Source organism: Lentisalinibacter salinarum (assembly GCF_040706555.1).
Lineage (GTDB): Bacteria > Pseudomonadota > Gammaproteobacteria > Steroidobacterales > Woeseiaceae > Lentisalinibacter > Lentisalinibacter salinarum.
Genome location: NZ_JAPDRH010000004.1, coordinates 451835 through 472394 on the forward strand (window position 1 = coordinate 451835; position 20560 = coordinate 472394).

Genomic DNA, 20560 nt, shown 5'->3' on the forward strand with positions numbered 1-20560 from the left:
ATTCAGGCAAGCAGCTCTGCTACGCGTCTCCTTAACGTGGGAAGCAACGTCGCTTCCACCTGCGGGTTGTTGCGCAGCCACGGGGCATTGCGCGGACTGGGGTGCGGCAGCGGGATGGAGTCCGGCCAGAACGCAGTCCAATTGGCGACGTTAGCGGTTAGAGTTGCGGCGCTTGCCGCACCCAAATGCCAGCGCTGTGCGTGCAGCCCGATCAGCACCGTAAGTTCCACGGCCGGCAGCTGTGCAAGCAATGGCTCGCGCCACGCGGCAGCGCATTCTTTTCGCGGGGGCAGATCACCGCCCTTTGCGGTGCCCGGATAGCAGAAACCCATCGGCAGGATCGCAACTTTCGTCGCATCGTAGAAGGTCTGATGGTCGATCCCGAGCCAGGCACGCAGCCGATTGCCGGACGCGTCGTCGAATGGGACGCCGCTTGCATGCGCGCGCCGTCCGGGTGCTTGGCCCGCAATCAGAATTCGCGCAGTTGGCGATGCCTGCACCAAGGGATTCGGGCCGAGCGGCAGGTCTTCGCAGAGACGGCAACGGCGTACCTTTACAAGAAGCTGTTGCAGGGATTCGCTTCGCATGAGTTTCCACAATCCAGAATCCAGCGAATCAAATCGGGGCGGGTGCTCGGCGCCCGCCTCGATGCCTTACAGAGAACCTGCCTCCGTATGCTCGATCTTACGCCAGTTCTTCTCCGCCTTCGCGATGGTGCCGGCACGGTCCTTCTGGAATTCGGTGAAGATCGCCTCGTTCAGGAAAACGTACAGCTTGCCGTTCCGCACGGCCGCGTAGCGCGGGTCTCCGTCAAATTTCTTCGCGACCGACACGCCGAACGTGCAGAAGCCGCCGAACTGCGGCAGGTAACTGGACGGCGAACCCTCGAATGCCTGCTTGTTGGCTTCGCTCGTAAAGTAGTACGCGACGCCGTCGTGCACGGCGGTATATGTCGCGGTGCCGTCGATGCGGTTGCCGAGATCGATAAAGGCGACGGGATCCACGCCATGCAGGCCGAGGGGGGCACCGGCTGCCGTGAGTCCCGTAGCCGTGTTGTACTCATCGGCGGCGTAAGCCGCCGTCGCGCCGAGCAAGCCGAGAAATACGAGTGCGGTGGTTTTCACAATGTTCATGATGATCTCTCCAGTTTTGAATGAATGTCAGTGGACGCAGCGCACTCTAGGTGCGCACTGAGGGCTGGACAATGCGTTCGTAGCGATTTGAGACGAGATGTCACGGTTTCGGGACGATGCGAAAAGTCGATAGGGCGCTTTCGGGGGTCTGTATGTACTCACGAATCAACCGGAGATCTATCCATGTCGTATCCTGAATTGCATCTTGTTAGCCATAAACTCTGCCCTTACGTGCAGCGTGCACGTATCGTGTTGGCGGAAAAGCACATACCTCATGCGATCGAGTTCATTGACTTGTCCCGCAAACCGGATTGGTTTCTGAAGATCTCGCCGCTTGGAAAGGTCCCTGTGCTGTGCGTCGACGGCAGGCCGATGTTCGAGTCCGCGGTCATCGCCGAGTATCTTGACGAAATATCGCCGGGCTCGCTGCACCCAACCGACTCATTCGCGAAAGCTGAGAACCGTTCATGGATCGAGTTCGCGTCGGCTGTACTCAACTCGATTGCGGTTTTTTATCGTGCGACCGACGAGCGCGCATTATCCGCTGCAGCGGTGACACTGCGCGAGCGCTTCGAGCGTCTGGAGCGCGCATTGCGCGGCGGACCGTGGTTCAACGGGGAATCCTTCTCGCTGGTTGATGCCGCGTTCGGTCCGGTGTTCCGTTACTTTGAGGTAATCGAGGAGTACGGTGACTTCGGCTTCTTCGAAGGCCTGTCGCGCGTGGAGGCCTGGCGCTATTCGCTGGCCGCGCGGCCGTCCGTCTCCAATGCGGTCGTTGATGACTATCGCGAGCGACTCAGGGCGTTTTTTCTGGGGCTGGATTCGCAACTTGGGAGGCTGACCGAAGCGGCAGAGTTCGGCGAGGAACGCAAGGGCGGCAATGGTGCGGGCGCGGACTAGAACAAATTGTTTCGCCCGCGGTGCCCGGCACGGTATCACCGTGCCGGGTAGTTTGCGGCACGCTAATCCCCGGTTCCAGTCGGAAGGGTCGCTCAAGAGCGACAGATCGCCAACGGCACGCGCAAATAGAAATTGTCGGAGAACGCTAGTCCACGTCAGTCGCCCGAGCACACAAATCGCGACGGAGCGCAAAGTTCTCTACGATGGAGGGTAGAGACTCCGCTCGACGCAGGACTCTGGAACTCGAAACGTCTCCATGCGGATCGACCTAGACGGTATGGCATAACGGCCGATTGATTCTAAGCAGAGTTTTCTGGCATGCCATCAAGTTACTCCACCCGCACACAAAAGTGCGACATTGGCTATTTTTGGTCCCGAACAGGCGAGAACGAATATTCGACCAAGGCCGGACTGTGAGGCACCCTCATCATGTTCTTACTCAAATAGCCACATGAACAATTGCCCGCATCGCCGAAAAATTTACGTTGCGCCGATGATGGATTGGACGGATGGAGCCGGAAAAGCGGTGGAGGATCAGCGGCTTACGTATCCAGTGTGTTGCGAGGACGCACGAATGTCGCAACCTGTTTTCTGAATGCATGATGCAGATTGGCGACTTGCACAGGATGTAGCGGTGCGGAAATTTGATGTTGATCTCCGTGCACTCAAATAGAGGGTCCGCGTCCGACCCATACAAGCCGCCAGTCCGCTCATGGATCCCCCGTCCTCTCCACCGCTGATACCGCGCATGCCCGAGTCAGTCAGCACGTTGAGGACTCTCCGCAGGACGGCGACCGTATTCGTTATTGCTCTATAGCGATGAGCGTATCTGCGAGGTACCGGACTCAGTACCTCTGCGTTTCGGGACTGACGGACGCGATCGAGCCGAGTTTCCGCAGGCTCTGCAGCGCGCGGGCCCGGTAAAGTTCGGCGCCCTGTTCGCGTGCCACGGCGCGCGCGGCACAGAAGTCCGCTTCCGGCCCGTTCGGAGAGCCGGCACGGGGGCAGCCGGCCAGTGCCAGTTCGCCCCGCAGCCGATACAATTCAGGCCTCGCGAGGCGGTCACCGAATCGCTCGGAGACCTCGAACGCCTGCCTGATGGATTCTGACGCGTCATCCAGTCTGCCGGCCGCGAGCTGTGCCTCCGCTGCCAGCGACAGCTGAAACGCACGGAACAGCATCACCGGTAAGCCGCGCAGCAGCGCGAGACCGTCGGTTATCTTTTCCAGGCCCGTCGCGGTGCTCCCCAGACGTGTTTCGGCCCAGCCTGCGTAGATTCGCGCCCAGATCTGCCACAGCGAAAAGCCGTGCTCCCCGGCTATCGATGCGCCTTCGGCGGAGAATCGCGCTGTTGAGTGAGCATCACCGCTGGCCGCGGACGCGGCGGCGGACATCACGAGAGTGGCGATCGTCATATAGGGGTGCCCGACGGCGCGCGCGTGTGCTACCGCCGTGTCGATCAACAGCCTCGCGTCTTCGGGCTTCCCCGCCAGGGCGCAACCCCATGCGCTGAAGAATCCGGCACAGACACCGACGTTATGGTCGCTCGTATGCGCATTGTGGAGCGTGCAGCCGCGACCCATCACCGTAGGGCCCTCGCCGATCAAACCGCAGAGCGACAGACCTTCCTTGGTCTGCTGCCGGACCGCACGGACGTCGCCAAACATCAGCGCAGTACTCCATCTCGCGTGGTGGACATCGAGCAGGAGTTCCCGTGATTGCAGCGTCTCCGCCGTGCGGGCGAGTTCATCTGCAGTCTCCTGCGCCCGGCTGAGCGGACCCACACTCATATAGTAGGCCCACAGCGCCCACAGTATCGAGAAGCGCTGAGGTGATTGCTCGCTCCCGGCCGCGAGACGCCGCGCGCGCTCGTGGCACAGGCGCACCGAATCGGAGCCGGCTCCCTCGACCGCGGCAAGGGTGCTGCCGAGACTCGCCTGCAGGCTGGCCTCTCGAATACTCCGGAATTCGGGCTCGGGCACGGACCGGATCAGTTGCAGGGCGCGACGCAGGTGCCGAAGCGCAACAGAATGTGCGGCGCGGCGGCGGCAGGTTGCGGCCGCGCTCTGACTGGCGTGAATCGCCAGTTCGGTAGCGAACGCTCGCTCGAAATGATGAGCACTGGCCGCAGCACGAATCCCCGCGGTCGCATCCCCTCCGGCCTTCAGGGCCACGGCACAGGCGTGATGCAGCTCACGGCGCCTGGACGCAGGCATCTTCTTCCCGATTTGCTCGCGCAGCGCCGCATTGGCAAGAAAATACGGGGCAGGGGAATGCCGCTCTCCGGTCGCTGCACCCGCAAGCTCGCGTCGCAGGATTCCTTCGTCTTCCAGTCGCCCGAGCGTTCCCCTGATGACGCGCTCCGAATCGCCGGTCACGGCGGCGATGGCGTCAAGGGTGAACGGCTCACCAACGATGTCGGCCGCTTCCAGGACCCGCCTGACCGTCGCGTCCGCAGCTTCCAGATACCGATCAGCCGCCCGCGCCGCGCGCACGCGACCGCTGACGCCGTTCGATGCCAGTACAGTTGCGACGCCGGCTTCTCTGGCTCGCTCACACACCGCTGCAGCCCGATCTTGGTCGGATGTCACGGAGACCGACGTGATGACGAAGAGGATCGGAGCGGCTATCGGGTTCTCCAGCGTCTCCAGCCACTGGAGGGTCGGCGTGTCGCACCACTGGAGATCTTCGATAACGACGATCAAAGGCCGGTCGGCTGCGATCGCCTTCAGTCCGCCATTGAGTTCGGCCAACATGCGAGTGCGCGTCACGCCGGCAGTGACCTGCCTCAGAACGTCACGTTCCTCTTCACCGATTGACGATGGCAATTCGGCGAGCCATGTGGGAGCAAGACGGCGGAGATGCGAAGCGATGCTCGCTCCGCCGGGTCCCTGACACAGGTCATCCAAGGCCTCGATCAGCGGATGATACGGATCATCCGAACCGAAGTTCTCTCTGCATCTGCCGATGCAGACGCGCCAGCTACGCCCTGCGACGAGATGGCGGAGCAGATAATGTACGAGCGCATTGTTGGATAGGCTGTCGCGGCCACGCACCCAGGCCATCCGGCTTGCCCCGCCGGATTCCGATAACCACCGCGCAACGTCGGCAATTTCCCGCGAGAGTTGTTTCCCGTCGCCATCGAATCCCTCATGGGCCGCCTCATCGACACAGCCGGACGTCCGTGATTCCCGTGCAGGGCGCTTGCAATCGTGGACGAACCGGAAGCCCCGCCGATGCACGGTCTCGATATATCGTGGTCGATGGGCATTGTCTCCAAGCGCCTGCCGCAGTTCGTAAATACACGAACTGAGCGTCGCGTCGGAGACGCTGCAATCGGGCCACACCGTCTCGAACAATTCCGCCTTGGTGACGACGTCGCCAGCGCGGCCCGCCAGCGTATAGAGCACGGCCAGTGACTTCGGCGTGACTCGTACTTCCTCGCGCCCGTCGAACAGCCCCTGCACCGGGTGGACGCGATACGAACCGAATCGCACTGGAGCGCCATCGTTCGGCATGCGCAGTCTCCTCCCCCATCGCGGTCCAGACTGTCGACTGTCTCCCACAATAATCCCAAAGTTTTCCAAAAACTACCTCAAGACTTCCAGCACCCGGTCTGATGCACTCGATTCGGGGACGTCCGAACGCTTGGCGCGGACGTCCCGCAACGAACCGAACCATCTGGAACCCGGGAGGAGAGAGATGAAAAGAAATAATTGCAAACGGGGACGAATCCGCCGTTCGAGCGCATTCTGCGCGGCCGTGTCCGGCGCCATCCTGAGTCTCGTGGCCCTGCCTACAATTGCCGATCACGGCGGGCCGCACGTGGAAGAGATCGCGAGGGGCACATTTATCGACGCCGTCAGCCTCACTGTGCGGAACAAGATCGCCGGGCGCGCGACTCACGTCACTCACGTCAACGACGCTTCCGATCAGCTCATCCTTCACATCACGCTCGATCCCGGCGCGATAGGGGGGTGGCATGGCCATGGCCAGGCCACGGGTTTCCTGGTCAATCTGGGTCCCGGTACTCTCACGAATTACGTCGGAGACACCTGCGCGCCGCGTCAGATCTACCCGGGGCAGGCGTTCGTGGACCCGGGCCACGGCACGGTACATGGCGTCAGGAACGACAGTAACGAGAAAGTGGTACTCATCGCCGTCTTCTTCGGGGTGAAAGGCGCGCCCGTGCTGCCGGACAACGCCCCAGATGACTGCACTGCTATTCCATAACGCGGATCATGTTCCGGATTTCCGTCTCATGCATGGCGTGACTCGACCCTCGTAACCGGCGCCGAGGCCGCAGATGACGGGCAAACATCTCTGCAAATTTGAATGCAAAGGCCATCAGCGTATTCGACCTCTTCAAGATCGCCATCGGCCCCTCCAGTTCCTACACGGAGGGGCCGATGAAGGCGGCGGAGCAGACGGCAGTCGTACATTCAGTAGCCGTGAGGGACTTAGGCGGGAAACTCTATGGGAGGCGAAAGGGATCGGAAGGGGGTCATCAGTCCCTGATAGGAGTTGCGCTATAGGCAATGTTGACCCCTTTAGCGTGTACCGCCTCTTTTTTTGCTGTCCCGTTCCGACCAGAACTAAAACAGATACTCAAGGGCAGACACGAGAAAATTCGCGGTCAGCGTTGGCGGCTCTGTGGGCCGTGGTCGGTCTGGTAGGTCTCCTCAGCCCGTTCGCCCCGTGCGGAGGCGCTCATGAGGCCTTATAGGCGGTACAGGGGGTACAGATCTGTGTCAAATAAGCCTTTTCTATAGCCATTTGGTTAGATGTGAGACAGCTGAGCGAACATCGAAGGGCCAGTTGCGGAGCCGCCCCGCGTACAGGTTGGCATCCCATTGGGTCGGAAGCGGTCATTCGATTACAACCGGCGGTACGTTAGATATCGCGGCCGAAAAAGCGAATGAACAGGTAGGGAGAGCATCTTTCGGGGAGGGAAGGGCGAGCCCAATTTCGGGATGTGTCGCCCTCCATATCAACCAAGAAACGGATTAGCCGGAAATCAAAAGTGCGTCATTGCCGGTGCGACTCGGTGCGACATTGGTCATTTTCGGATCAAAACAGGCCGGATCACATTCACGGCCAGAGCCCAGCGGGTGCGCATGCCTATGACATTCCTGCCATGAGCCACATCAATAATTGCCCACATCGCCGAGAAATACAGGTTGCGCTGAAGATGGATTGGACGGATGAATTTGGATTAGCGTTTTAGGATCAGTGGCTTACGGATTCAGTGTACCGGGGAGTCGCACCGATGTCGCACCCTGATATCTTGTGCACTTGGCTTGGCTTGGCTTGGCTTGCAACTTGCAACGTGCAACACGTACGCCTCCGATATTGGCCTCGGTCTGCTGTCAGGGTCCAAGCGGTTGTGCTGACCAGACCGTCGGAGCAGGGGGGGGACTCCGATTGATAGATCCCGAATGCGTAACGGACGGTGGTATACAGTCTCATTTGGCCGCGACGCGGGCCTGCCAGTCTGATTATCAGCCATGAGCACGATCGATCGCGATGACCTGATCCCTCTCATGCGAGTTCGGGATCTACTCGCCGTGTTATTGCCGGACGGGGAAACACCGGAGATTCTGAACGAAACGGTGACGCTCGCCGACGTGCCAGTGGGCGCCCTATCAGATCCCCGTGGCTTTCTCGCGGTCGACGCGGTTTGGCGTCTCTTCTCTGCCCGGGTTTCCGTCCTCGACGACGAGCTTCTAGGTCAAAGCGCGCGCCGGGTACCGGTGGGCACGCTCGAACTGGTCGCGGCTCGCGCCGCTCATGGCCGTACGGTGGGGGAGGCGATCGAGGTCTTTGCGCAGGCCGTCAATCTGGTGGTCCCGGACCTGCGCGTGAGGTACTGGCGACGCCTTGGAGATGTCCATCTCGCAGCGGATTTTCCCTCGGGCATGTCTGCCGCACGGCAGATTTATCTTGAGATCGCCTGCCTGCCATGGCACTGCACGTTCTGCTGGATGAGCGGCGGCCTGCTGCCGGTGCGCCGCTTCCGGACCGGGCATGGCAGGAGCCGCGTCGCCCCTCAGCTCCTCGCGACGTTCGGCAGCCAGGTGGAGTTCCGCGGTGCTGGCATCGAGATCGTCTATCCGGCAGAGGTGGCCGAGCTTCCGCTGGACGTGCCGCTGCTCGATGAGTGGCGGCAGGGGATGTACGACGCGCTGCTCGCTCAGCTCCGCGGGCGGCACGAAGACCTGGCATCCGGCGATCTCGTCCGTTACGTGGACCATGCGCTGCGCCACGGCGTCACCAGCCAGGAGGCCATCGCCACATCTGCCGGGATGAGCGTTGCTACATTACGCCGCAAGCTCGCCCACCGGAATATCCGCTTCCGTGAGCTGCGGGACGAGATATTGGGTACGGATGCCCTCATGCTGATACAGGCCGGGCACGATGTGGAGACCGTAGCCGAGAGGCTAGGCTATTCGGATGCACGCAGCTTTCGGCGCGCGTTTCAACGCCGCTTCGGCGAGAGTCCCAGCGATTACCGGAGTCGTCTCGGCGGATCCAGCCCGGATCATTGAGCGAAAATGTCCCCTGCAGTTCGAACGTAATTGTCCTTCCGACAGGGTCTTCCTGGAGTGATAGTGGCGTCTGGTCACACGTTTCGGGGGAGAAACCATGGCTCGGCAATACACTCGCCTGCGCACAGCTTTCCTTTTTGTCCTGGGCTCTACGGTCGTTGCTGGTCCCGCGCTGTCTCAAGACCGGCAGGTCATTGAAGAGGTAGTCGTCACCGCACAGAAGACGGAACAATCCGCTCAGGACATCGGAATCGCGATCAACGCCCTATCCGGCCAGGAACTGGAGGCGCGACGCATCGAGACGCCGCTCGACATCCAGGCCGTGGCGCCCAACATCAACGTCAAGGAGATCTCGCCGGGGTTGTTTCCCGTGTTCACGATCCGCGGGGTCGGACTGAATGACTTCAGCGCCAACAACAACCCGACGGTGGGCGTATATCTGGACGAGATCTTCCTGACCTCGACTACCCAGCTCACTTTCCAGCTCTACGACATCGAGCGCGTTGAGGTGCTAAAAGGCCCCCAGGGGACCCTGTATGGTCGCAATACGACGGGTGGGGCGATCAGTTTTATCACCGCGAAACCCGCCATGGAGAACGACTGGAGTGTCGATCTCGGCGCGGGTGACTACGATCTCGCGGAGGGCGGCTTCATGCTCAATCGTGCGCTGAGCGATACGCTCGCGGTCCGCTTCGCTGGTCGCGCCGTCAATCAGGGCGAGGGTTTTTACGAGAGCCGCACCCTGGGCGGCGAGGACATCGGCGCCCGGGAGGAGTACGCGGGGCGCTTCCAGGTCGCCTGGCTGCCGACTGACGCCATCGACGTGAACCTGAAGATCGAGGCATCTTCCGCCGATTCTGAGGCCGGCCAATTCGAGCACTTCGGGACGTTGCAACCGGGCGTGTTCCCACCGGCGCCGTGCCAGCCGGCTCTCGAGGGCCGCGTCGATCCTGTTAACTGCGTCGACGCGCTCGGCTACAGCGATCCGGACGGTGATCCGTTCACGGGCGACTGGAACAACGACGCCCGTTACACGAATGACAGTTTCGGCACGACGCTGACCGTGGACGCCGCCATTGGGGCGGGCACTTTCACCTCCGTGACCGGTTGGCTGTCTTTCGAGCGCAAGGCTTACTCAGACACGGACGCAGGACCGTTCGTGCAGGCGGAATTCGATGTGCAGGACGAGATCGACCAGATCACGCAGGAGGTTCGTTACGCCTGGTCCGTGATCGATGATCTGGATCTTATTGTCGGCGGCTTCTTCTCCCGGGACGAGGTCGATATCCGCGTACCGGGTGATCTGTCGGACTTGCTGCTGACCCAGGTACTTATCCAGTCGGAGCAGACCACCACCTCTGCTGCAGCCTTTGTCCACTGGGACTGGTTTCTCACCGAAGCCTGGTCGCTGACCGGCGGCCTGCGCATCACGACGGAGGAGAAGGAGTACACCGGTGGTATGGCCGACCAGAACCCCTTCGGCACGTCGTGCCTGCTGAGCCCGGTGTGCAACCCGGGGTTCGTCGGGCCCTTCCAGCTCGCGTTCAACGAGGACGAGATCGATGACACCGAGCCTTCCTGGCGGCTCGGGCTGAACTATCACGCGAGTGACGATGTGCTCGCTTATGCCAGCGTTGCCCGCGGCTTCAAGTCCGGCGGGTTCTTCGGTGGTGGCTTCGTAACGTCCGATGCCGCGCTCGAGCCATTCGACAGCGAGACGCTGACGGCCTGGGAGGTCGGGTTCAAATCCCAGATTCTCGGCGACACGTTGAGGCTGAACGGCGCGGCCTTCTATTATGACTACGAGGATGTGCAGACCTTCACACAGGTGCCCGCCGGCGGCCTGACCGTGCTCAAGCTCTCGAACGTCGACGAAGCGGAGATTCTGGGCGCGGACTTCGATCTGCTGTGGCGACCGATTGACGGCCTGGATCTGCAACTGGCCGCCGGCTGGCTGGATACGGAGCTTGGCAGTTTCGCGGCACCAGGCGGTGGGCAGCTGCCGGCGGGCAACGAATTGCCCAACGCGCCGAAGCTGAGCGCGAACGCGCTCGCGCGCTACGAATGGCCAGTCGGGGATCTCGGATTCCTGTCAGTCCAGGCGGACTACAGCTATACCGACGAGACCTTCAAGGAGGCCGTCAATCGTCCGCTATTGGCCGCAGACGACTATTCGGTCTGGGGCGCGCGGATCGCGCTTCGGGATGTCGACGATCGCTGGGAGGTTGCGGTCTGGGGCAAGAACCTCGGCGACGAGGAATATCTCCTGCATGCCTTTGATAACGGCATCGGCAACGGCGGCCGAACCTACGGCGCGCCCCGTACCTGGGGCGTGACGTTTAATCTGCGGGCCCTGCGCTAGTACGTCGGTATGGTAATCGAGGGTACTGTCGGCCGGGGATTCGAACCGGTTCGCGAGGTCTTCGCCGCCAATTTCCAGCGAGCTGATGACTACCGGGAGTCCGGCGCCGGTTTCGTCGTCTATCACCGTGGCGAGCAGGTCGTGGCGCTGTCCGGTGGTCACCGGGTACCGCAGAGCGCATCTCGCTGGACACCCGATACCCTGGTAAATGTCTGGTCGACGACGAAAGGGGCGACGGCCATCGTACTCGCCTGGCTTGTCGATCGCGGTGAGCTCGACTACGAGGCGCCTGTTGTGACTTACTGGCCGGAGTTCGGTGCGAATGGCAAGGCGCAGATCACCGTGGGTCCGGCCCTTTCCCATCAGGCCGGATTGTCCGGGTTCCTGGAGCCCGTGCAGTTGGAAGACCTCTACGATCGCGAGTATATGGTCTCGTTGCTCGCGGACCAGACGCCGTTGCATACGCCGGGCGAACAGACCGTCTATCATGCAATGACGTTCGGATTCATCGCGGATGAAATCGCACGGCGAATCACCGGTTCAGGAATTCGCGCGCTTCTCGCGACGGAGCTGAAGGCTGCGGACACATTCGATTTTCGGATCGGCGTGGGTGCGACGGAAGAGGACCGTGTGGCACCGGTTATTCCGCCGCCTGTGGAGAATCGGGAAGTTCCCGCTGACATGCCTCGAGCTGCGCTCCTCGCACTCACCAATCCTCTGCTGGATGCCGGCGTCGCGAACTCCGGGGAATGGAAATGCGCGGAGCTGCCGGCGGCCAATGGCCATGCAACCGCTGACGGGATCGCCAGGCTCTACCACGTCGTCAATGACGGTGCGACACCGGACGGGAGCCGAATCCTCGGAGGGCAGGCACTCGCGGCGCTGAAAACGGTGCGCTCGTCCCGCGTCGACGGTCTCCTGGGCCTGCCGCTCCAGTGGTGCTCGGGCATCGTCCGGAACAACATCGGCCTCTATGGGCCCAATCCCGACGCGTTCGGCCACAGCGGCTGGGGGGGGTCTTTCGGTTGTGCCGACGCCGCCAACGAACTCTCCATGGGATACACGTGTAGCCGGATGGGCGGTGAGCTGGTTGGCGATCCGCGCAGTACGGCACTCTGCGCGGCCGTCTACCGGTGCGTGGAAGAGGCGAAGAGGGCGGCTCGCTGATGAGCCCGCCGAGGCCGGATTCACACTGGGGCCGCGCTCAGTGGAACAGCATCCACGGCGACAGCCGCAACTCCGATGCCGTACGCGCTGCGACGAACACCGACTACGAACGGCAATGGAGCGCCCTTGAAGGTGCCGCGGTGCTGTTCGGTCCCTCCGTTGCCGAGGACGGCACTCTCTATATATGCAGTGGGCGCGGATGTGGAACGAGTCACTTGCATGCTTATGACGCAGACGGTGCCTTGCTCTGGGAAAGCAGGCCATGGGATGGCCGCCAGGGCCTCGGTCCGCGAGCGGTGCCCTATGCGCCGTTGATCGACGGTGAAGGCAACATTTTCGTTGGGGATCAGGAGCACTTCTGGTGTTTCACACGGGAGGGGACACTCCGCTGGAAGACGGCATTCGTGAAGCTCGGCGCAGCCGAGAGCTTTGCCTCGTCCATCTTCTCGATGGACGGCTACGTCGGCGGCGTAACGCTGGATGGCCGGTTGATACTTCTCGACCGCGAGGACGGTTCCCTCGCAGTGCCCGTTCTGACGCTTCCGGCTGGTGTCTGCCCGCGAGGCCCGGCTCCGCCCCCTGGGTTATGGCAACCGGGACTGATGGATGCCGGCACGGCCAGAGCGATCTATCCGGGATTCTTCGGCTTCGACTACCCGGTCACGAATTCGCCCTCGGTCAATCCATCCGACGGTTCGATCTACATTACCGGCGCCGGTCGCGATGCCGGACAATCCATCCTGTACGCATTGCGCGCCACTCGCGGCGGAGCCGAGATCGCTTTCGCCATACCGTTCAAGGGCCGTTGTGCGACGACGACCAGTGTCTCTCCCGATGGCGCACAGGTCTATACCGGAAACTCCGCCGGCCGACTGGCGGCCTACGATACCGACAATGGTCGCTGTCTCTGGACCTACGACGAGGCCGGACCCGCCGCGTCACCCACCGTCGGGCCGGACGGGGTCGTCTACACGGGAACCAACACGCTGCCCAGTCGCCCTTCGACGGTCAGCGCACTCGACCCTGTCAGCGGCCGCGCAATCTGGCAACGGGACCACGATGAACTTGCCGCCTCCCTGCTTCCCTGTCGTGACAAGTTAGCGCCATTCTTCCCGGAGGAGCAGCCGCGCGCCGTCGTCAACAGCGTGCCGACAATTACGTCCGATACTCTCTGGGTCGTGCTCCTGTTGGGTTACCGTTTCCACGATCCTGCCTCCGGTGTCTTTCTGACTCAGCCACACCGGGTAGTGTTGACTGGGCTGGACCCGGCCGACGGGTCACTACGCACTTGGGCGGAATTGCCGGATAGCAGCGAGGCTTCGGTCGTTGTTGCCCGCGACGGCACCATATACACCTGCCATGCGTCAATGATGAGTTCCATCTTCTGGTACGGCATCAATCCAGTACTGCCAGAGAGTCATCGAACCCCGTTACGGCCGGTTGGCGGGTTCACTGCACTCGGGCAGGCCGAGCGCTAGTGCAGATGGAAAACAAAAGTGCGTCATTGCTGGTGCGTCACGGTGCGACATTGGTCATTTTCGGCTTGGAACGGGCAAGAACAGGTATCGGGCCAGATCCCGCCGGCTACGCATCCCTATGACATTCCTGCCAAAATAGCCACATGAATAATTGCCGACATCGCCGACAAATCCAGGTTGCGCCGATGATGGATTGGACGAAAGGATTCGGAATCGCGGTTTAGGATCAGGTGCTTACGAATTCAGTGTGTCGGCAAGACGCACCAATGCCGCACCCCGTTTTCTGGGCAAATCTTGCTGATTCGGCTATTGCACATGCGGTCACCCCAATGCCGGTAGACCGGGACCACCATCAGTCCGCGAACTGGGCGCGTACGAGCGGACTGCGAACGGCCCGCCAGATTATATGGACATTCTGGTGCACACTCCCGGCGCGGCTTGCGGCGTACGCTAGCAACGTATCGAGGGCATCGCGATCGTAATAGTGTCCGCTGAATACCAGCGCCTCGATACGGCGGGTATTGTCGATGTCCTGCAGTGGGTCCGCGCTCACGAGGAGTAGGTCGGCCGTCTTGCCGATGTCCACGGAGCCATAACTGTCGTCGAGCCCCATATACGTGGCCGGGTTGATGGTGGCCGTACGCAGCGCCGCTGCGGGTGACAGTCCTGCCTCAACGAGGAAGGCCAGCTCGTCATGAAGACTGAAGCCCGGGTAGACGTAGGTGTCGAACGAATCCGTGCCGGCCATCAGCCCCACGCCGGCTGCGTGCGCTTCCCCCACGTGGCGCAACGCCAGCAAATAGAGTGCGGCACGTACGTTGCGGCCCGAGGCGTCGAGTGCCGTCGCGGCGTTGCGGTCGGCATCCGGGGTCCACATGAGTTGATGCAGCACCTCAGGCACGTAGCGGCGCCTGGCATCATCGCGAAACGCCGGGTCATGCGCCATGGCGCCCATGCGCAGAGTCTGCAGCGTCGGAGTCCACCATGTCTGCGACTCCGCCATCGCCGCCATCAACTTGTCGCAGCGCGCCTCGTCCTGACCGTCGACGAGCTCGGCGATGAACTCGGTGTCGTACGCTGCCAGAGGATCCGGCAGTGCACGGAACGCCTCGGCCTCCCGATAGCATTCCAGAGCGAAAAGCCTTCCGTGCTCGATGCTGCGTTGCCCGGCATCGATCACCCGCTGCAGTGATACTTGCAGGGGGCGATGCCCCGCGAGGCCGAGTCCGTGGGCCGCGGCGGCGTCGGCCAGCACGCCATAGGCTGTCGGCGAGACGGCCGAGTAGACCTTGAGGAAGTCCACGCCAGCCTGTTTGTAGAAGCGTGCGAGTGCGTCGGCATCCGCCGCATTGCGCAGGCGGAAGAACGATTCGAATCCCGCCGGTACCTCGTCGCCACCGTTGATCTGGAAGCTTGACTGGCCGACGTAGCGCGGCGACAGGCCCGCCCCGGAGGCAAGCTCACGATTCCACTGTCTGCGGTCTGCGATGCAAGCGATGAATGGATCGGACTGCGACATACAGCCCCACATCTCGCGCACACCCGTGACGCCATTCGCGATAAACAGCGGATGCTGGTACTGGTCGGCAAAGGTGTTCGAGTGGGTGTGCATGTCCCACAGTCCCGGCATCAGGTACTTGCCGGTCCCGTCGGTTTCGTGAGCGCCAGGCGGCGCGACGGCATCTGCGCCGATGGCCGTGATAATCCCGTCGCGTACGACGACATCGGTGGCTTTCCTCGCCGTGCCTGTCTCGACGTCGACGACGCGTACGTTGCGTATGACGATATCGCCGGCACGTCCCGGCCGAGGCATCTCGGGTGGCGGCCAGGCGACGAGGCCGGCGAACACCAGCACGATGCCGGCGACCAGTGCGGCGAGTGACAGCCCGACGAAACGTAGCAGTGCAAGCATGGCGCTATTCCAATGGCATCTCGAAACCAGGCGAGAATGCGATCGGAATAACATACTTGCGATTGAGCTCCGCGTAGCGGTCGTCGATTGGAGCAGCTTCCTCGCTGGCGCTCGGATTCCATACTACCTGGATCTGGCGCAGGCCGGGTTCGAGGCGGGTGAGCGGCACCAGACCGATCAGCCCTCGCATCCTCAGGTCGGCACGCTCCGCAGGCACAAATGTCGCCATCGATACCGGTCTGCCTTCGATGCTCACTGCCCACAGCTGGCGCAGGCAGTCGACGCGGTCCGGTGCTTTCTCGGCGCTGCCGCAGAGTTGATCGAGAACGAGATTGTCGCGAAGTGGCTGATACGGCAGGAACAGGCGGACGAAGCTCCCGCTCTGCGTGAAGCTATCAACCCTCGGCCAGCCGCGCAGCCGATCGTGTGGGCTGGGCATATCCTCGTAGTAGGTGCTGCGGAGTCCTTCCTGCACCTGCTCATTGTTCAGATACGTGAATTGCCCGGAGACTGTGAAGTTGCGCCAGGCGGTGGCACGGGTGTTGCCGACGATAACGATGAAGGCAATGCTGAGTATCAGCGCTATGAAGAAGACGACCGGGCGGGTATTGCTCTGCAAAGTCAGTTTTACCGGCAGCACGAGGCGCTGCGGGTATGCGAGTCCGGCGACGCGCCGCAGCGCCCGGACCACCGCCCCGTAAATGCGGCTATCGCGAAGACGCTCAACGCGAGATGCAAGCTGCGCATCCAGTAGGTAGGCAAGCAGCGGCACGCCGACGAACAGGGCCAGCAGCCCGATCATGCCGATGAGCATCCCGGCATTGGTGAGTCCGAAACGTGCACCAACGCCGCCGGATACGACCAGAACAACCACCAGAATCGTGCCGAACCAAAGCACGCTCAGCGTGAGCATGCTAATCACTGCGAAAAGTGACGATGCGAGTCGGTCAGTGTTCTGGATGACCGTATCGAGATCCGGCAGCGTCTCTCGATAGTGCTGGCGGCTCAGCGGACCAAGTCCCGGCATGTTCTGCCAGTTGATGCCCTCCGGAAAGACTGTACGCAGGCCAATCAGACCCACCCAATATGCGCGTGCCATCAGGTGCACGACAAAACACGCGGCCAGTCCGTAGCAGGTACCCGCCAGCAGTGTGGTGCCTATGGTTCCGGCAATGGCCAGGCTCGTCGACAGATGCGTGTAGATGTCGGCGAACTTGTCGAATAGCCAACCAGGAGCAGAAAACAGCGCGAAGATCGTCAGGCCCGAGATGATCAACTCTAGCTCGTCCGTACGATCGCGCAGCCGATCCATTACTTCGGGATCGGCCCGTAGATGATCTTGAGGTTCGCCTTCGTTCGCCAACAGGTACCGCCTTCGCAAATTCTTTGTTGCTGAATAGAGTCGATCGGCAGGCAGATCAGCTTTCCAGGCGGATCACACGTTCGCTCGCGCGGAACACGTCAGGCGACTGACCTCTGTGGAACGAACTGACCTAGCCGCTTTTCTTCTTCAGCGATGCGCCGATGGCTGCACCGATCGCTATTCCAATTGCGATGCCCGCACCGACATTTCCAATAGCTGCGCCCAACGCTGCGCCGAGTGCGAGACCAATTGCTATTCGTGCGCCTACCTCGTTCAATCCAATCCCCTCCGTCGGATCGGGAGCGGTCATATTATCGCAATCGGCCGCAGGTTCGATGTCGCGGCTACAAATTGGAGTGGCCAAGTCGGCAGAGCATCTTCCAGGGAGGCGAGGGCGAGCCCAGTTTCGCGATGCATCGCCTTCCACATCAACCCAGAATTGAGCTAGCCCGAAAACAGGAGTGCGTCATGGCCGGTGCGACTCGGTGCGACATTGGTCATTTTCGGGCCAAAACAGGCCGGATCACATTCACGGCCAGAGCCCGGCAGCCGCGCATCCCTATGACATTCCTGCCAGAATAGCCACATGAATAATTGCCCACATCGCCGAGAAATACAGGTTGCGCCGATGATGGATTGGACGAAAGGGATAAGAATAGCGTTTTTCGATCAATTACTTATGACTTCAGTGTATCGCCAAGTCGCACCGATGACGCACCCTGTTTTCTAGGCAAATCTCACTGATTTGGCTATTGCACAAAGACTGGCGAGCCGGAAATTCGGTGGTAATCTCAGGTGACTCGGACCTATGGTCCGCTTTCGACCCACAGAGCGGTCGGCGTTGACAGTTGTGTGAGATAGGTTATGACTTCGGGCGATCAAGCAACGAAAAGCAGTGAGGAGAGCCTAGAGCATGCGGGCTGGAGGATAGATGACAGACGGGAAAGAACTGCAAGACGGCGTGAAAACCTCAAGTCTCCGATGTTTCCCGCATTGGCAGCTGCTTCCGCGACCTACTTTTCCTTCCAGTTTGTCGAGTATCACGGTACGGCCATACTGATTGGTGTATTCGCAGGGTGGGTCGTAGGTGCATATTGCCGTCGCCGCGCTTAGAGTGCGCCGCCTTCTGGCCGGAAAGCGACCCTTGGCGGTTTTGAGGTAGCGTTTCCGCTTTCGACCCGAAGCGGACGGCTGCTAATTGATTCAGCTAAAGTGGTACCAACAAGATAACGTCCGACTCAGCGATTCGTATTGATTATGTGGGCGCCGGGTTATTACTGCCGCGACGGTCTTCTTAGCAATGCCATAAAGACACCGGCCGATTCAATGTACGTCTTTCCTACCTCTTCCGAATACAAAGCCCGCCCACCGTCAATCCACTCCTCGACGCTGTAGCCTTGGGTGGTTGTCGTGAACTGGTAGGGCTTTGTGGGGCTCTTTGCAGCTGCATAACGAACACTCATCGCTGTCGTAACCTCGAACGCCAGCGTCTTACTCTTGACCCTCTTCGGACGTACACCGATCACCGCTACGGTCACTTTACTGTCGGCTTCCGGGTCGATTATCCAGCTGGTGCTCGCTGCTTCTGTGAATGTCTGGCTGAAAACCTGGTTAGGAGGTGCCTCTACGAAGTACGTACTGACGAGCTCTTGCATCGCCTCAGTGCTCTGATAGGGCATGTCCTCAATCAGTCCAGCCGTACTCCCGACAATGACTCCGCTAATCACACCGGCCAGGCTAAACACGGGCAGCAGGCCGAGGCAAACCGCAATGAATTCTCCGCAATCCTGCGTCAGAGCTTCACCAAACGCCCATCCAGTCTGCGTGCCTACAGCGGCTCCCGTGCCGGCACCCCGTACAGCCAACTCTCCCACCTTGCTGGCCGGCGCTCCGGTCTCGGTGATGCCATCGAAAGATTCTACCGCGATGGCGGAGCCTGCACTTATGCCCGTGAATGAAGCGTACTCTGGTTGTGAAGCGCACGCGGAAAGCGTAAACGCAATAATTAGGATGGCGAGTCTACTCACAGCTCTCGCAGACCTCGTGCAGTGACGGGAGTACGGATAAAGCCACCTCCCGTGACACTTGGTCGATTACGAGCCCGGTTACTTCCCTACTGCATATCTGGGTCGCTGTCTCCGATTCCACGCACTCGTAGTAAATCGGACGCTTCTTTCGGTCGAGACTCAGGAAGGTGACACTACCTGGCTCCAGCTCTATGTCCCTAGTCGCATCCAATTCGGCCAGCATCTCTTCGTTTTTCAGACGCTTGAAGATCCAAGGCTCTGGGCTCTTGTATCCATGTTGGACCACCCTGACACGGTGCCGGCCGGGCTCGAGAACGATCCGGGAAAAATTTTCGGTGGTGATCGTAGACTTTTGGTCGCCATCTACAAAAATGTACTTGTAGAACGACTTGCGGTTTTCCGGAGTCGAGTAAACAAACAGGACCGACTCCTCATTTCCGGTCGTTTCCAGAAGGGCTTCATCAAATGGTTGTCCCGACGGTAGTGTCACAGCACAACCAGCAGCGACAACTACGCCGAGTAACGAAAGGATCCGCAACAACGCCGTCCCCCGTAACGCTGCGATGACAATTACTGCCGACAAGTATGACACGACTCGCTCAGTATCTGCTCCCTGCTCAGGCGGCAAGACGATACACGTCGAATCGAGCCCGATGTTTGCGTTTCGGGAGAGACAATCCGTCGGCGATTCGGGAGTGTGGTAGTGTATTGCTGGCGGCCGTCAGGTCTGGGCGTCAAAGCGACCTCATCGCATTAGAGCCGTACACGAGCAGCCGGCTAGGGATCAATTGCGGCCGCTTAACGACCCACAGCGGACATGCTGGAAGGATTGATCCGGCCCGGACCATGCGTTCCTTTGCAGCCGCAACGCTACTAAACGGCCTTCTGAGTTTAGCTGCCCGCTACCGGGAAGAGTCGCTGCTCGAAAAGAAATCGGTGCTAACGGTCTGTCTGGAAAGCAGCGCGCGTAGGAAGTGAATCGGTCGATTATTGTCGTCACGGTTGTCTTGCTCAGGGCGTGTGCAGCGCGTCCGGATGCTCAGTGGAGAACATATGAAAATGTTTCCGCTAGTGAGCTCAGAGCCGAAACTTTATACCCGGGTGATCGTATACGCCTCGAGTACCAAAATGGTGACTCGGCGGAGTTGTTCGTCAGGGAAGTTCGTGACGATGTCATTATTGGTGATGACGGCAAAGAATTCAGAAAGACGGGCATAGCGTCGCTAACCATCAAATCGGCGCCGACTTCCCAGATAACCTACGAAATTGATAAGCAGGACCTGGAGATCGGACACGCAATCTTTGTGGAGTATGCCGATGGGCGTGAAGCCATCATCACCGTGGCAGAGATGACCGCCGAACACATTATTGCCGATGATGGCGGCAAGTGGCCACGGACGGGTATAACTGCGCTGAGGATAAGAGACAAGCGCGGCGGCACTGTGTCTTATGTCGGCGGTAGCATTTTGAAAATACTGGACGTACTCGCGTGCGTGAGCACTGGCGCAGCCCCGAGCTACTGTTCTCGTTAGCATTGAGTTTTGGGTTCTTCAGAGATCTGCTTAATCAAGACGAGTCGTTGTGTGTGAAACACAAGGCAACCGCAATCTAAGATCGAGACGGCCGCATTTGGCCGGAAACCGACCTTTCCAAATTTGCGACTGGTAGAG

The 20560-nt window shown here is 60.6% G+C and carries 16 protein-coding genes; 8 read left to right on the forward strand and 8 right to left on the reverse strand.

Annotated elements, in window-relative coordinates; translation table 11 throughout:
• Window positions 1–2 precede the first annotated feature (2 nt).
• Window positions 3–587: a uracil-DNA glycosylase family protein gene (locus ACJMKZ_RS17655; protein ID WP_405234572.1), complete on the reverse strand. Its 585-nt coding sequence runs from the start codon at window positions 585–587 to the stop codon at window positions 3–5.
• Window positions 588–653: 66 nt separating this feature from the next.
• Complete coding sequence (locus tag ACJMKZ_RS17660; RefSeq protein WP_405234539.1) at window positions 654–1133, reverse strand: YHS domain-containing (seleno)protein; 480 nt, start codon at window positions 1131–1133, stop codon at window positions 654–656.
• A gap of 183 nt (window positions 1134–1316) precedes the next feature.
• On the opposite strand from ACJMKZ_RS17660, the gene ACJMKZ_RS17665 reads away from it, so the two are divergent.
• Complete coding sequence (locus ACJMKZ_RS17665; RefSeq protein WP_405234540.1) at window positions 1317–2033, forward strand: glutathione S-transferase family protein; 717 nt, start codon at window positions 1317–1319, stop codon at window positions 2031–2033.
• 845 nt (window positions 2034–2878) lie between these two features.
• Here the strand turns inward: ACJMKZ_RS17665 and ACJMKZ_RS17670 are convergent.
• Window positions 2879–5551, reverse strand: coding sequence for a winged helix-turn-helix domain-containing protein (locus ACJMKZ_RS17670; RefSeq protein WP_405234541.1), 2673 nt, complete (start codon window positions 5549–5551; stop codon window positions 2879–2881).
• A 184-nt stretch (window positions 5552–5735) separates the two neighbouring features.
• On the opposite strand from ACJMKZ_RS17670, the gene ACJMKZ_RS17675 reads away from it, so the two are divergent.
• From ACJMKZ_RS17675 to ACJMKZ_RS17700, 6 genes are all read left to right on the forward strand, one after another.
• Window positions 5736–6266: a cupin domain-containing protein gene (locus ACJMKZ_RS17675; RefSeq protein WP_405234542.1), complete on the forward strand. Its 531-nt coding sequence runs from the start codon at window positions 5736–5738 to the stop codon at window positions 6264–6266.
• 98 nt (window positions 6267–6364) lie between these two features.
• Complete coding sequence (locus tag ACJMKZ_RS17680; protein ID WP_405234543.1) at window positions 6365–6568, forward strand: serine dehydratase beta chain; 204 nt, start codon at window positions 6365–6367, stop codon at window positions 6566–6568.
• Between the two features lie 972 nt (window positions 6569–7540).
• The gene (locus ACJMKZ_RS17685) at window positions 7541–8581 is read left to right on the forward strand and encodes a helix-turn-helix transcriptional regulator (RefSeq protein ID WP_405234544.1); all 1041 of its coding nucleotides are present in this window, start codon (window positions 7541–7543) and stop codon (window positions 8579–8581) included.
• 97 nt (window positions 8582–8678) lie between these two features.
• On the forward strand, window positions 8679–10943 hold the full coding sequence (locus ACJMKZ_RS17690; protein ID WP_405234545.1) for a TonB-dependent receptor: 2265 nt from the start codon (window positions 8679–8681) through the stop codon (window positions 10941–10943).
• A 9-nt stretch (window positions 10944–10952) separates the two neighbouring features.
• Window positions 10953–12110 carry a serine hydrolase domain-containing protein gene (locus ACJMKZ_RS17695; protein WP_405234546.1) on the forward strand — a complete coding sequence of 386 codons (1158 nt, stop codon included), beginning with the start codon at window positions 10953–10955 and terminating at the stop codon, window positions 12108–12110.
• Window positions 12110–13588 carry an outer membrane protein assembly factor BamB family protein gene (locus tag ACJMKZ_RS17700; RefSeq protein ID WP_405234547.1) on the forward strand — a complete coding sequence of 493 codons (1479 nt, stop codon included), beginning with the start codon at window positions 12110–12112 and terminating at the stop codon, window positions 13586–13588. Before ACJMKZ_RS17695 ends, ACJMKZ_RS17700 begins: the two co-directional genes overlap by 1 nt.
• 352 nt (window positions 13589–13940) lie before the next feature.
• Here the strand turns inward: ACJMKZ_RS17700 and ACJMKZ_RS17705 are convergent, their stop codons facing one another.
• The 5 genes from ACJMKZ_RS17705 to ACJMKZ_RS17725 form a co-directional block, all read right to left on the reverse strand.
• Window positions 13941–15500 (reverse strand): amidohydrolase family protein, encoded by a 1560-nt coding sequence (locus tag ACJMKZ_RS17705; RefSeq protein WP_405234548.1) that lies wholly within the window; start codon window positions 15498–15500, stop codon window positions 13941–13943.
• Window positions 15501–15504: 4 nt separating this feature from the next.
• Window positions 15505–16863, reverse strand: coding sequence for a hypothetical protein (locus ACJMKZ_RS17710; protein ID WP_405234549.1), 1359 nt, complete (start codon window positions 16861–16863; stop codon window positions 15505–15507).
• 130 nt (window positions 16864–16993) lie between these two features.
• The gene (locus ACJMKZ_RS17715; protein ID WP_405234550.1) at window positions 16994–17140 is read right to left on the reverse strand and encodes a hypothetical protein; all 147 of its coding nucleotides are present in this window, start codon (window positions 17138–17140) and stop codon (window positions 16994–16996) included.
• Between the two features lie 997 nt (window positions 17141–18137).
• Entirely contained in the window at window positions 18138–18890 is a 753-nt protein-coding gene (locus ACJMKZ_RS17720; protein WP_405234551.1) for a hypothetical protein, read from the reverse strand.
• Window positions 18883–19482 carry a hypothetical protein gene (locus ACJMKZ_RS17725; RefSeq protein WP_405234552.1) on the reverse strand — a complete coding sequence of 200 codons (600 nt, stop codon included), beginning with the start codon at window positions 19480–19482 and terminating at the stop codon, window positions 18883–18885. Before ACJMKZ_RS17725 ends, ACJMKZ_RS17720 begins: the two co-directional genes overlap by 8 nt.
• Window positions 19483–20035: 553 nt before the next feature.
• Between ACJMKZ_RS17725 and ACJMKZ_RS17730 the strand changes: the two genes are divergently transcribed.
• The gene (locus ACJMKZ_RS17730; protein ID WP_405234553.1) at window positions 20036–20422 is read left to right on the forward strand and encodes a hypothetical protein; all 387 of its coding nucleotides are present in this window, start codon (window positions 20036–20038) and stop codon (window positions 20420–20422) included.
• The last annotated feature ends 138 nt before the right edge of the window (window positions 20423–20560 follow it).

Bases quoted from the DNA above. Each gene is read 5' to 3' on its own strand.
- ACJMKZ_RS17675 (WP_405234542.1), top strand. From the start codon at position 5,736: ATGAAAAGAAATAATTGCAAACGGGGACGAATCCGCCGTTCGAGCGCA.
- ACJMKZ_RS17695 (WP_405234546.1), top strand. From the start codon at position 10,953: ATGGTAATCGAGGGTACTGTCGGCCGGGGATTCGAACCGGTTCGCGAG.
- ACJMKZ_RS17685 (WP_405234544.1), top strand. From the start codon at position 7,541: ATGAGCACGATCGATCGCGATGACCTGATCCCTCTCATGCGAGTTCGG.
- ACJMKZ_RS17670 (WP_405234541.1), bottom strand. From the start codon at position 5,551: ATGCCGAACGATGGCGCTCCAGTGCGATTCGGTTCGTATCGCGTCCAC.
- ACJMKZ_RS17700 (WP_405234547.1), top strand. From the start codon at position 12,110: ATGAGCCCGCCGAGGCCGGATTCACACTGGGGCCGCGCTCAGTGGAAC.
- ACJMKZ_RS17665 (WP_405234540.1), top strand. From the start codon at position 1,317: ATGTCGTATCCTGAATTGCATCTTGTTAGCCATAAACTCTGCCCTTAC.
- ACJMKZ_RS17705 (WP_405234548.1), bottom strand. From the start codon at position 15,500: ATGCTTGCACTGCTACGTTTCGTCGGGCTGTCACTCGCCGCACTGGTC.
- ACJMKZ_RS17690 (WP_405234545.1), top strand. From the start codon at position 8,679: ATGGCTCGGCAATACACTCGCCTGCGCACAGCTTTCCTTTTTGTCCTG.
- ACJMKZ_RS17655 (WP_405234572.1), bottom strand. From the start codon at position 587: ATGCGAAGCGAATCCCTGCAACAGCTTCTTGTAAAGGTACGCCGTTGC.
- ACJMKZ_RS17660 (WP_405234539.1), bottom strand. From the start codon at position 1,133: ATGAACATTGTGAAAACCACCGCACTCGTATTTCTCGGCTTGCTCGGC.